At 72.6% G+C, this 12165-nt stretch carries 14 protein-coding genes; 9 read left to right on the top strand and 5 right to left on the bottom strand.

The annotated features are described in order from the left end of the window. Positions 1–3: 3 nt before the first annotated feature. The gene (locus C1I97_RS20000) at positions 4–636 is read right to left on the bottom strand and encodes an FMN-binding negative transcriptional regulator (protein ID WP_111004590.1); all 633 of its coding nucleotides are present in this window, start codon (positions 634–636) and stop codon (positions 4–6) included. After that, positions 636–1319, bottom strand: a complete 684-nt coding sequence (locus C1I97_RS20005) for a pyridoxamine 5'-phosphate oxidase family protein (RefSeq protein WP_111004591.1) — start codon at positions 1317–1319, stop codon at positions 636–638. The genes C1I97_RS20000 and C1I97_RS20005 overlap by 1 nt, the downstream gene beginning before the upstream one ends. A gap of 35 nt (positions 1320–1354) precedes the next feature. On the opposite strand from C1I97_RS20005, the gene C1I97_RS20010 reads away from it, so the two are divergent. Then, a complete protein-coding gene (locus C1I97_RS20010; protein ID WP_111004592.1) occupies positions 1355–2689 on the top strand; it encodes an aminotransferase class I/II-fold pyridoxal phosphate-dependent enzyme in 1335 nt (444 codons plus the stop codon). A 14-nt stretch (positions 2690–2703) separates the two neighbouring features. Here C1I97_RS20010 and C1I97_RS20015 read toward each other — a convergent pair whose 3' ends face one another. After that, positions 2704–3645, bottom strand: a complete 942-nt coding sequence (locus C1I97_RS20015) for a DMT family transporter (protein ID WP_181446805.1) — start codon at positions 3643–3645, stop codon at positions 2704–2706. A 74-nt stretch (positions 3646–3719) separates the two neighbouring features. On the opposite strand from C1I97_RS20015, the gene C1I97_RS20020 reads away from it, so the two are divergent. Continuing rightward, on the top strand, positions 3720–4622 hold the full coding sequence (locus tag C1I97_RS20020) for a LysR family transcriptional regulator (RefSeq protein ID WP_111004594.1): 903 nt from the start codon (positions 3720–3722) through the stop codon (positions 4620–4622). A 355-nt stretch (positions 4623–4977) separates the two neighbouring features. Here C1I97_RS20020 and C1I97_RS20025 read toward each other — a convergent pair whose 3' ends face one another. Together C1I97_RS20025 and C1I97_RS20030 are read right to left on the bottom strand one after the other, a co-directional pair. After that, entirely contained in the window at positions 4978–5445 is a 468-nt protein-coding gene (locus C1I97_RS20025; RefSeq protein WP_111004595.1) for a pyridoxamine 5'-phosphate oxidase family protein, read from the bottom strand. Between the two features lie 77 nt (positions 5446–5522). Then, positions 5523–6008 (bottom strand): Rieske (2Fe-2S) protein, encoded by a 486-nt coding sequence (locus tag C1I97_RS20030; RefSeq protein ID WP_111004596.1) that lies wholly within the window; start codon positions 6006–6008, stop codon positions 5523–5525. A gap of 146 nt (positions 6009–6154) precedes the next feature. On the opposite strand from C1I97_RS20030, the gene C1I97_RS20035 reads away from it, so the two are divergent. From C1I97_RS20035 to C1I97_RS20065, 7 genes are all read left to right on the top strand, one after another. Then, complete coding sequence (locus C1I97_RS20035; protein WP_111004597.1) at positions 6155–6919, top strand: HipA family kinase; 765 nt, start codon at positions 6155–6157, stop codon at positions 6917–6919. A 44-nt stretch (positions 6920–6963) separates the two neighbouring features. After that, positions 6964–7365, top strand: a complete 402-nt coding sequence (locus C1I97_RS20040; protein WP_111004603.1) for a DUF3037 domain-containing protein — start codon at positions 6964–6966, stop codon at positions 7363–7365. Positions 7366–7490: 125 nt separating this feature from the next. After that, positions 7491–8252, top strand: a complete 762-nt coding sequence (fabG, locus tag C1I97_RS20045; protein ID WP_111004598.1) for a 3-oxoacyl-ACP reductase FabG — start codon at positions 7491–7493, stop codon at positions 8250–8252. A gap of 21 nt (positions 8253–8273) precedes the next feature. After that, positions 8274–9026: an SDR family oxidoreductase gene (locus C1I97_RS20050; RefSeq protein ID WP_181446806.1), complete on the top strand. Its 753-nt coding sequence runs from the start codon at positions 8274–8276 to the stop codon at positions 9024–9026. 220 nt (positions 9027–9246) lie between these two features. Continuing rightward, entirely contained in the window at positions 9247–10824 is a 1578-nt protein-coding gene (locus tag C1I97_RS20055; RefSeq protein ID WP_111004600.1) for an ABC transporter substrate-binding protein, read from the top strand. Positions 10825–10917: 93 nt separating this feature from the next. Continuing rightward, on the top strand, positions 10918–11601 hold the full coding sequence (ung, locus tag C1I97_RS20060) for a uracil-DNA glycosylase (RefSeq protein ID WP_111004601.1): 684 nt from the start codon (positions 10918–10920) through the stop codon (positions 11599–11601). Between the two features lie 82 nt (positions 11602–11683). Next, positions 11684–12165, top strand: a 482-nt coding sequence (locus tag C1I97_RS20065; protein WP_111004602.1) for a hypothetical protein, incomplete at its 3' end; no start/stop codon positions are given.

The following is a 12165-nucleotide window of genomic DNA, read 5'->3' on the forward strand; positions in this document are numbered from 1 at the left end:
CGCTCAAGCCCCGCGTCTGCGCAGCAGATGCTCCCGGGCCGCGGCGTCGCGCACACCGTCCCGCTCCGCGAGGGCCACCGCGATACGGTCCCGGACCTCGGCGGACCGCTTGCCCGCGTACTTGAACTTGGCCCGCACACCGGTCACTTCCAGCCGCAGCCCGCGGATGCCGGGCAGCAGGCGGCCGTACGGCGCCTCGCCCGCCGCCGCCCGGGCCGAGCCGCCCTCCGGCTGGAAGTGGCCCAGCTGACGGTTCAGCAACTCGGCCTTCTCCCGCGGGTCGTCCACCACGTGGGCGGTGCAGCGGAGCTGGACGGCGGCGTAGAAGCTCGTCGGGACCCCGTGCTCGGGCGGGCCGCCCGGATCGGCCTGCCAGGGGCCGGGGACGTAGACGTAGTCGTCGACCACACTCAGCAGCACCTGCGGGTTCGCCTCCAGGGCGGGCCACAGCGGGTTCGGACGGGCGAGGTGGGTGACGGCCTCGCCGCGCCCGGTGTCGTAGGCGAAGTGCAGCGGCTGGACGAGGGGCGGTTCGCCGGGCGGGCCGGTCACGGCCAGCTGGCCGAAGTCACGGCCGGTCAGCCACTGCTGCCACTCGGCGTCCTCGCGCGGGGCGTCCCAGGGATGGACGAGCATCACAGGGCCGCGAGGTAGCCGGGGAGCTCGACGCCGGGGGTCAGGCCGGCGTCGGCGAGCGGGGTGCCGTACTGCCTGCGGACCGGGACCACGCCGGCCCAGTGGGGCAGGGACAGGTCCTCGGGCTCGTCGTTCACGCCGCCGGTGCGCAGCTTGGCGGAGACCTCGTCCAGGTCGAGGCGGAGCACGGCGGTCGCGGCCAGCTCCTTGGCGTTGGCGGGGCGGGAGTCGGCCGCACGGCCCGGCACCACGTGGTCGACCAGGGCGTCCAGCGCCGCGCGCTTCTCCTCCGGGTCGGTGACCTGGTGGGCGACGCCGTGCACCACGACGGAGCGGTAGTTGACCGAGTGGTGGAAGGCGGAGCGGGCCAGGACCAGGCCGTCGACATGGGTGACCGTCAGACAGACCGGCAGCCCCGGACCGGCCTGTCCGGCCGAGCGCAGCGGGCGCGAGCCGGTCGAGCCGTGCACGTAGAGCCGCTCGCCGAGGCGGCCGTACAGCGTCGGCAGCACCACGGGCGCGCCGTCGCGGACGTAGCCGAGGTGGCAGACGCAGCCCTCGTCGAGTATCGCGTGCACCAGTTCCCTGTCGTACGAGGCCCGGTGTGCGGAGCGGGTGGGGACGGTGCGCTCGGTCGGGGTGTAGGAGTCGGCCGGTGGCGTCGGAGGTGGGGTCGCCTGCATTGCGCTCTCCATTGCACTAGTGCATAATCTGGTTTGTGCTAGGAGAATATCGGATCGAGGGGCGGCGCGCAGCGGACATCGCGGCGAACATCGAGCGCGCGGTGGGCTCCGGCGCGCTGGAGCCTGGTCAACTGCTGCCTCCCATGCGGCAGTTGGCGGTTGAACTCGGGGTCAACCCCAACACCGTCGCTGCCGCGTACCGAGTGCTGCGCGAGCGCGGGGTCATCGAGACCGCCGGCCGCCGGGGCAGCCGGGTACGGCCCGCGCCGGCCACGACCGGACGGGATCTCGTCCGCGTGGACGTGCCCGAGGGGGTGCGCGACGTGTCGGACGGCAACCCGGATCCGGCGCTGCTGCCGCCACTGGCACCGGCGTTCGCGGCGGCCGCGGCGCGGGGCGACCGTGAGCCGGTGCTGTACGGGGACGTGGCCGTGGAGCCGGAGCTGGCCCGCACGGCCCGCGCGATGCTGGACGCCGACGGGGTGCCGGACGGGCCGCTCGCCGTCGTCTCCGGAGCGCTCGACGGAGTGGAGCGCGTCCTGGCCGCCCACCTCAGGCCCGGCGACACGGTCGCCGTCGAGGACCCCGGGTGGAGGAGCGCCCTCGATCTCGTCCCCGCACTCGGGCTGCGCACGGCCGGGGTCGGGGTCGACGACGAGGGTCCGGTCGTCGACGACGTGCGCCGTGCCCTGCGGGACGGCGCACGGGCACTCATCGTCACGGCCCGGGCGCAGAACCCGACCGGCGCCGCGGTGAGCGCCACGCGCGCGCGTGCCCTGCGGGCCGTCCTCAGGGAGCACCCGGAGACCCTGCTGATCGAGGACGACCACGGTCACGGCATCGTCGACCTGCCCCTGCATCCGCTCGCCGGGACCACGGGGCACTGGGCCTTCGTGCGCTCGGTCGCCAAGGCGTACGGCCCCGACCTGCGGCTCGCCGTGCTCACCGGGGACGAGGTCACGGTCGACCGGGTCCGCGGCCGGCAGCGTCTCGGACCCGGCTGGGTGAGCCGCCTGCTCCAGCGGGCCGTGGTACGGCTGTGGGCGGACGGCGTCCCGGACACGCGCGCGGTGGCGGCGGCCTACGGGCGGCGGCGCGAGCTGCTGACCGGCGCGCTGGCCGAGCGCGGGGTCGCCGCGCACGGGCGCAGCGGGATGAACGTGTGGGTGCCCGTGCCGGACGAGACCGGCGTCGTCGCGAGCCTGCTGCACGCCGGCTGGGCCGTCGCACCCGGCGCCCGCTTCCGGCTGAACGCCCCGCCCGGCATCCGGATCACGGTCTCGGCCCTGCGGGAGGGGGAGGAGACCGAGCGGCTGGCGGACGCGGTGGCGGCGGCGCTCCGCCCGGCGCCGGCGCGGAGCTACGTGTAGGAGGTCACCGCGGCCTACGCGCTCTTCGGGCGGGCCTGGGTCAGGGCCGCGCCCGCCAGGACGACCGCCGCGCCGACCGGGATCGACCAGGTGAGGTGTTCGCCGAGCACGGCGACGCCGGCGGCGGTGGCGATGACCGGGATGAAGTACGTGACCATCTGGGCGGTCGTCGGGCCGACCTCGGCGACCAGGCCGTACTGGACGAGCATCGCCACGCCCGTTCCCAGGGCACCCAGGGCGACGATCGCGAGCAGCGGCACGACGGACAGCCGGTCCGGAGCGCTGGTGAACAGCGGCGTGACGACGGCGAGTTGCAGCGTGGCCAGGAGCAACTGGCCGCCGGTCAGCGACAGGTGGGACTCGGTGGAGCCCGCCAGGGTGCGGCGGACGTAGATCCAGCCGACCGGGTAGCTCAGCGAGGCCAGCAGGGCCATCGCGGTGCCGCCGGCGTCCAGACCGTGGAAGCCCTGCCAGGCGCCGAGCACGGTGAGCACCCCGAGGAAGCCGAGCCCGAGCCCCGCGACCCGCAGCCGGGTCGGGCGGTCCTCGGAGAGGGCGACGAGGGACAGGGCCATGCCCCACAGCGGCGAGGTCGCGTTGCAGATGCCCGCGAGGGTGGACGGGATCGTCAGCTCCGAGTACGCGAAGAGCGAGAACGGCAGCGCGTTGAGGAAGAAGGCCGCGACCGCCAGATGCCCCCAGGTGTGTGCGCCGCGCGGCAGCCGCTCCCGCTTCACCGCCATCGCCACCGCGAGCACCGCCGTGCCGAACACCAGCCGCCCGAGCGTCACCTGGAAGGGCGCGAAGCCCTCCGTGCCCACCTTGATGAACAGGAAGCTGAAGCCCCAGACCAGCGAGAGGAAGGCGAAACGGAGCTGCCAGCGCACGGGGCGGGCGCGGCGGACCCGGCCGGCCGGGACGGGCGGGGTCTGCGAGGAGACGGCGGAGGTGCTCATGGTCGTACGATGCCTGCCGCCGACCTCGTAGCACAATCGAGAATTCGCGCGCGACATCTCGTAGCATCGCTTACATGTTGAACCTGGAGCGCCTGCGTACGCTCGACGCCCTCGCCCGGCACGGTTCGGTCAGCGGTGCCGCCGAGGGGCTGCACGTGACGACGTCGGCCGTCTCCCAGCAGATGGCCAAGCTGGAGCGGGAGGTGGGCCAGCAGCTCCTGGCCAGGAACGGCCGGGGCGTGCGGCTCACGGACGCCGGCCGGCTGCTGGCCGAGCACGCGGCGCGCATCCTGTCGCAGGTCGAGCTCGCCCAGTCCGACCTGGAGGCCCAGCGCGGGCAGGTGGTCGGCGAGCTGCGGCTGGGCGCGTTTCCCACCGCCGCGCGCGGGCTGTTCCCGGCGGCCCTGTCCCGTCTGCGCGAGCGGCACCCGGGACTCAGGGTGTGCACCGTGGAAAGGGAACCGGCCGCCGCGGTGCGGGCCGTGGTGCGCGGTGACGTCGACCTGTCGGTCGTCCTCGACTGGTACAACAAGCCGCTGCCCGTGCCGGAAGGGCTCACCCGGGCCCCGATCCTCGACGACCCCGCCGACGTGGCACTGCCCGCATCCCACCCCCTCGCCGACCGCACCACGGTCGACCTCGAGGACTTCGCGGACGACGACTGGGTCACCTGGGGCGAGGCCGAGTTCTGCGACGAGTGGCTGCTGGACACGCTCCGCTCCAAGGGCGTCGAACCGCGCATCGTCCACCGAGCCGAGGAGCACGCCACCCAGCTCGCCCTGGTCGCCGCCGGCCTGGGCGTGTGCGTGGCCCCCAGGCTCGGGCGGGGTCCCCTGCCCGCGGGCGTACGCACCGTCCCGGTGCGGCAGGCCGTACGACGCCACGTCTACGCCGTATGGCGCTCCGAAGCCGACCGCCGCCCCTCGATCCGCGCGGCGGTCGCCGCCCTCCGCACGACAGGAACCCGGCCGGCCTGAGCGGCTTCCCCGCAGCCGCCGGCCGAGCCCGCCCGGACGCAACGCGGCCGCAACGCCCGCCACGCGGTGGTCGAGACCTTGGGGGGAAGGTGGCGGGGAGCGGGCCGGCCGGCGGTCGCGGCCCGGTGCTCCCGGGGCCGGGCCCGGCGTGCTCGCCGGGAGCGCGGCTGCCAAGGCTCGCCCGGAGTCCGGCGGCCGGGCGCCGGGCGGGTCGGCACCTCGGCCGCCCCGGGGGCACGTCGGGCGAGTCGGCACCTCGGCCGTCCGGGGGCAGGCCCGGGCCGTCGGGCGCGGCCTTCGGGGGCCGCACCGGAGACCGGGGTGTGTCCGGGGCGCGGTGTGCGGGGCGCCGCGTCTACGCGGAGCCCAGTTTGCGGAAGTCCCAGGAGACGGTTTTTTCCGGGGTCAGGCGGATCCAGGCGTGGCGGCCGTCGTGCGGCATTTCCTCCAGGTCGAAGTACTTGCGGGCGAACAGGGTCTCCGGGACGTCGAGCTCGGCGCGGAGATCGCCGACGCGCGGTGCCTCGCCGACGAACTCCACCGTGCCGGACAGCTCCACGCCGCGCAGCTGGTCGTACTCCTCGCCGGTGTCGACGACTATGGCCACCCTCGGGTCCCGCCGCAGGTCGGCCCAGCGCTTGCTGCGCACCACGGAGTAGAGCCACAGCGAGGCGCCGTCCCAGACGAACCACAGGGCGCTCACATGCGGTGCGCCGCCGGTCGATGTCGTGGCGACCCGGCAGGTGCGCTGTGTGGTCAGGAACTCGTCCAGCTCGCCCGGCGTCATCATGATCTTCCGGCCCCGGCGCTGAGTGACGGTCATACGGCCCCTCTTTCTTTTCTCCCACGTGGTGTCAGAGGACAGGCTTCTGACACCACGTCAGGAAAAGGCGAGACGCGTCAGGCCAGCCTGATCTCGCCGTCCGCGACCGAGATGTTCTTCGCGGGCAGCGGCTGGACCGCCGGCCCTTTCCTGACGCTGCCGTCGGCGGCGGAGAACTCGCTGTTGTGGCAGGGGCAGATGATCACCCCGTCGGCGATCCGGTTCACCGCGCACCCCTGGTGGGTGCACTTGGACGAGAAGGCCTTGAACTCGCCCTTCGCCGGCTGCGTGACCACCACGCCCTCGCTGCCGAAGACCTTGCCGCCGCCCTCGGGGATGTCGGAGGTCTTCGCCAGCACCGTGCCGCCGGAGCCGGCCGCGGCGCCGTCGCCGCCCGGATTCCCGCTCGCGTCGCCGCCGTTCTGCGTGGTGGACGAGCCGGACGAGGACTTGTCCTCCGATCCGCACGCGGTCAGTGCGACGGCGAGCCCCGCCGCGCCCATCGCCGCCACGACCGTACGGCGGGCCGGCGCCCCCTGGGGCTGAAGCGATTCGCTGGTCATGCTGAGGTTCCCCTTCCACGCGGACTTCCTGGTCCGCCCAGGGGTACGGCCGGCGGGCACCCGGCGTTCAGACCACGTCCAGCTCTTGACCGACGGGGGACCAAGCGGACGCAAGACGCCCGGCGCGGCCCCAGTAACCTGGGGCGATGCTCAAGGAAGTCATCGCGACCCGCTACATCACGCCCCTGCGTGAGGGTGGCTCGCTGCCCGGGCTGATCGAGGCCGACGACCTCGGGACGTACGTCCTGAAGTTCACCGGCGCCGGGCAGGGCCGCAAGACGCTCGTCGCCGAGGTGGTCTGCGGGGAGCTCGCCCGGCGGCTGGGGCTGCGGGTGCCCCGGCTGGTGACCGTCGCCCTCGACGCGGTGCTGGGCCTCGGCGAACCCGACGAGCAGGCGCAGGAGCTGCTGAGGTCCAGCGGCGGAACCAACCTCGGCATGGACTTCCTCTCCGGCGCCCTCGGCTTCGACCCGCTCGCCTTCCCGGTGGACGCCCAGGAGGCCGGGCGGATCGTCTGGTTCGACGCGCTGGTGAACAACGTCGACCGCTCCTGGCGCAACCCCAACCTGCTGCGGTGGCGCGGCGAGCTGTGGCTCGTCGACCACGGCGCCACCCTGATCTGGCACCACAACTGGCCCGCCGCCGAGGCCTCCGCCCAGCGTCCCTACGACGCCTCCGACCACGCCCTCGCGTCCTTCGGCCCCGACGTCACCACCGCCGCCGAGCGGCTCGCGCCCCTGGTCACCGAGGAACTGCTCGCCGAGGTGACCGCCGAGATCCCGGACGTCTGGCTGGCCGGCGAGCCCGGCTTCGACACGCCCGACGACCTGCGGCGCGCCTACGCACGTCCGCTGCTCGCGCGGGCCGCCGTCATCCACGAGCGCATCCACGGCATCGAGGAGGCCGAGTGAGCGACCGTCACCTCGCCGGCGGCGGCAGGGCGGGCGACCGCCACATCGTCCGGGCCGGCCGGCCGGGCGACCGCGACGTCTACGAGTACGCCCTGCTGCGCGTCGTCCCGCGCGTGGAGCGCGGCGAGTGCATCAACGCGGGCGTGCTCGTCTACTGCCGCGCCCAGGCCTACGTCGGCGCCCGCACCCACCTCGACGAGGCCCGGCTGCTGGCCCTGGACCCGCACGCGGACGTCGCCGGCATCCGGGCCGCCCTCGCCGCGGTCGAGGGCGTGTGCGCCGGGGGAGCGGCCGCCGGGCAGGCCGCCGGCGACGACGCCGGGCGGCGCTTCCGCTGGCTGGTCGCGCCCCGCTCCACCATCGTCCAGCCCGGCCCGGTGCACACCGGACTGACCGCCGACGCGGCCGCGGAGACGCAGCGGTTGCTGGACCTGTTGGTGAGGTAATGGATCACACGCACACGGTGTGCCGTTGACACCGCGTGCCAGGACTCCTAGCGTCACATCCACCGAAGGTACTAAGCGGTCGCTCACCACAGACCGGGTTCTCTCAAGGGCGAGGAGAAGCAGCAATGTCCACCACTGAGCAGAGGGTCGCCGTCGTCACCGGCGCCGCGCGCGGCATCGGCGCCGCCACCGCCGTACGACTGGCCGCCGAGGGCCGTGCGGTCGCCGTCGTCGACCTCGACGAGGCCGCCTGCAAGGACACCGTGGAGAAGATCACCGCGGCCGGCGGCAGGGCCGTCGCGGTCGGCGCCGACGTCTCCGACGAGGCGCAGGTCGAGGCGGCGGTCGCGCGCGTCGTCGACGAGCTCGGCGCGCCCGTCATCCTGGTCAACAACGCGGGCGTGCTCCGCGACAACCTGCTGTTCAAGATGAGCGTCTCGGACTGGGACACCGTCATGAACGTCCACCTGCGCGGCTCCTTCCTGATGACCCGTGCCTGCCAGAAGCACATGGTGGACGCCGGCTTCGGACGGATCGTCAACCTCTCCTCGTCCTCCGCGCTCGGCAACCGCGGACAGGTCAACTACTCGGCCGCCAAGGCCGGTCTGCAGGGCTTCACCAAGACCCTCGCCAAGGAGCTCGGCAAGTTCGGCATCACCGCCAACGCCGTCGCCCCCGGCTTCATCGCCACCGAGATGACCAAGGCCACCGCCGAACGCGTCGGCATGGGCTTCGAGGACTTCAAGGCCGTGGCCGCCACCCAGATCCCGGTGCAGCGCGTCGGCGAGCCGGAGGACATCGCCAACGCCATCGCCTTCTTCACCGGTGACGCGGCCGGCTTCGTCTCCGGCCAGGTGCTGTACGTCGCCGGCGGGCCGCTCGACTAGGGATCGGCAGGGATCACGGACATGACTGAACTTTCCGGCAAGGTCGCCCTCGTCACCGGCGCGAGCCGCGGCATCGGTTACGGCGTCGCCGAGGCCCTGGTAGCCCGCGGCGACCGGGTGTGCATCACCGGCCGCAACGAGGACGCCCTGAAGGAGGCCGTCGACAAGCTCGGCTCCGACCGGGTGATCGGCGTCGCGGGCAAGGCCCACGACGAGGCCCACCAGGCCGAGGCCGTCGAGCGCGTCATGGAGGCGTTCGGCCGCGTGGACCACCTGGTCAACAACGCCGGCACCAACCCGGTGTTCGGGCCGATGGCCGACCTCGACCTGAACGTGGCGCGCAAGGTCTTCGAGACCAACGTGGTCTCCGCGCTCGGCTTCGCCCAGCGTACCTGGCACGCCTGGCAGAAGGACAACGGCGGCACGATCGTCAACATCGCCTCGATCGCGGGCCTCGCGCCCTCCCCGTTCATCGGCGCCTACGGCGTCAGCAAGGCCGCGATGATCAACTTGACCCAGCAGCTGGCGCACGAGTTCGCGCCGGGGGTGCGGGTCAACGCGATCGCGCCGGCCGTGGTGAAGACCAGGTTCGCCCAGGCGCTGTACGAGGGCCGGGAGGCGGAGGCGGCCGCCTCCTACCCGCTCGGCCGGCTCGGCGTTCCCTCCGACATCGGCGGCGCGGCCGCGTTCCTCACCTCCGCGCAGTCCGACTGGATCACCGGGCAGACACTCGTCGTCGACGGCGGCATCTTCCTCAACGCCGGGGTGGGCTGACCGCCTTGGGTGCCGGTTCCGTCGGTTCGTCGACATACCTCTTCGTAGACGCCGACTTGGCGGAACCGGCGCCCTTGCCCACCGAAAACACACGCATGTCCGGATGACAACGTCGTCATGTTTCAAGCCGATCAAGAACCCTGTCCGAACCAGGTTCAACGGCCGGGGCGCTGCGGTATGGTCTGCCGACCCTTGGTATGGCAGATCGAGGAGCGTGCGCGTGTTCAACCGGAAGCGATGCCTGCGGCCGGCGGTGGTGACGGCGGCCCTGTCCCTGGCGACCGGGTGCAGCGTCCTGTCCCCCGGCGGCTCCGCCGACGAGGGACCGATCGTGGTGGGGACCACCAGTGCCCCCAGCACCCTGGACCCCGCTGCTTCCTGGGACGGCTCCTGGGAGCTGTACCGCAACATCTTCCAGACCCTGCTGGCCTACCCGAACGGCGCGACCTCGCCCCAGCCCGACGCCGCGGAGAGCTGCGAGTTCACCGGCACCGACTACCGCACCTACCGCTGCCAGTTGCGCCCGGGGATGAAGTTCTCCGACGGGCACGCGCTGGACGCGCAGGCCGTCAAGCACTCCATCGACCGCATCCGGACCATCAACGTGGACGGCGGTCCGGCCGGGCTGCTCGGCAGTCTGGACAGCGTGCGGGCCGTCGGCGACCGGGAGGTCGTCTTCCAGCTCAACAAGTCCGACGCCACCTTCCCGTTCGTGCTCGCCACGCCGGCCATGTCGATCGTCGACCCGAACGACTACCCGGCGAGCTCCCTGCGCAAGGACAACAAGATCTTCGGGTCCGGGCCGTACACCCTGCGGTCGTACGAGGACGGAAGGAAAGCGGAACTGGTCAAGAACGACCACTACCAGGGGTTCGCCGAGCGAAGAAACGACGCGGTGACCATTCGCTACTTCCAGGACTCCGCCGCCATGGTCGAGGCGCTGCGGGACAGGCAGATCGACGTCACCTACCGCGGCCTGGCCGCCGACGACATCATCTCCCTGCAGCGCAGGGACTCCAAGGACCTCCAGCTCGTCGAGGGCACCGGCACCGACATCAGCTACCTCGTGTTCAACCCCAAGGACCCGTGGGCCGCCAAGCCGGCCGTACGCAAGGCCGTGGCCCAGATAGTCGACCGCGCGGCCATCGCACACCACGTCTACGAGGACACCGTCGACCCGCTGTACTCCATGGTCCCCAAGGGCCTCACCGGTCACACGACCGGCTTCTTCGACAACTTCGGGGACCCCGACGTCTCCAAGGCGCGCAAGCTCCTCACCGACGCGGGCATCACCCAGAAGGTCCCGCTCACCCTCTGGTACACCACCGACCGCTACGGCTCGGAGACCGCCAAGCAGTTCCAGGAGCTCAAGCGGCAGCTCGAGGAGTCGGGCCTGTTCACGATCACCTTGAAGAGCCGGCCCTGGAAGACGTACGTCGGCGGCTACCAGAAAGGCGAGTACCCGGTGTTCGGGCGCGGCTGGTTCCCGGACTTCCCCGACGCCGACAACTTCATCGCGCCCTTCGTCGGCGAGAAGAACGCGCTCGGCACGCCCTACACGGAGCCGAGGATCACCAAGGAGCTGCTGCCCGAGTCCCGCCGCGAGAGCAACCGCGCGGGCGTGGTCAGGCAGTTCCAGGAGGCGCAGCGGATCCTGGTGAACGACGCGCGGCTGCTGCCGTTGTGGCAGGGCAAGCAGTACGTGGCCGCCAGCAACGACATCTCGGGCGGCGAGCGGGCCCTCGACCCGTCGACGATCATGATGATGTGGGAGTTCTCCCGCAAGACCAGCTGGTAGCCGGGAGGCGTCCTCCGGGGCACGGGTCCGTTGTCAGTGGTCGCCTGTAGGTTCTGGGACCAGGAAGTGACCGCACATCGTGAGGACGTTGACGTGACCGACACCGCCATGCTGCCCGAGTCCTGGCGCGGGGTTCTGGGTGACGAACTGCAGCAGCCCTACTTCAAGGAGCTGACCGAGTTCGTCGAGGAGGAGCGGGCGAAGGGTCCCGTGTACCCGCCGCGCGAGGAGGTCTTCGCCGCGCTGGACGCCACGCCGTACGACCAGGTGAAGGTCCTGATCCTCGGCCAGGACCCGTATCACGGCGAGGGGCAGGGCCACGGGCTGTGCTTCTCGGTCCGCCCCGGTGTGAGGATCCCGCCGTCCCTGCGCAACATCTACAAGGAGATGCACGAGGAGCTGGGCACGCCGGTCCCGGACAACGGCTACCTCATGCCGTGGGCCCGGCAGGGCGTGCTCCTGCTGAACGCGGTGCTGACGGTCCGCGGCGGCGAGGCCAACTCCCACAAGGGCCGGGGCTGGGAACGGTTCACCGACGCGGTGATCCGCGCGGTGGCCGACCGGCCCGACCCGGCGGTCTTCGTCCTGTGGGGCAACTACGCGCAGAAGAAGCTCCCGCTGATCGACGAGACCCGGCACGTGGTGGTCAAGGGCGCGCACCCGTCACCGCTGTCGGCGAAGAAGTTCTTCGGCTCCCGCCCGTTCACGCAGATCAACGAGGCGGTGGCCCGGCAGGGGCACGAGCCGATCGACTGGCGGATCCCGAACCTGGGGTGACGCGGGCGCGGGGGCGCGGCGATCGCCGGTGGCTGCCGTTAGCGTCGGAGGCGTCGGTCGGCGACGGGCTGGAGGGCGCGCGGTGGTGGAGCGACAGGAGCAGACGGCGTCGGACGCCGTGATGACGCGGATCGGGCAGGGCGCCATGCTGCATCACGCCGGGGACCGGGAGGAGGCCCGGGACCGCTTCCTCGCCCTGTGGGCGGAGATCGGCGAGGACGGCGATCCGCTGCACCGCTGCACGCTGGCCCACTACATGGCCGACACCCAGGACGACCCCGCGGACGAGCTGGCCTGGGACCTCAGGGCCCTGTCGGCGGCCGAGGAGCTCCACGGCGACCGGCTCGCCGGGCACGAGGGCGCGCCGGCGGCCCGCGCCCTGTACCCGTCGCTCCACCTGAACCTCGCCGCCGACTACCTGAAACTCGGCCACCGCGAGGCGGCCCGCACCCACCTGCGGCGCGCCCGCGGCGCGGCGTCCGCCCTCGCCGACGACAGCTACGGCGACGGTGTCCGCGCGGCGATCCACCGGCTGGCGCTGCGGCTGGGGGAGGGCGGTTCGGC

Source organism: Streptomyces sp. NTH33 (assembly GCF_003236365.1).
Lineage (GTDB): Bacteria > Actinomycetota > Actinomycetes > Streptomycetales > Streptomycetaceae > Streptomyces.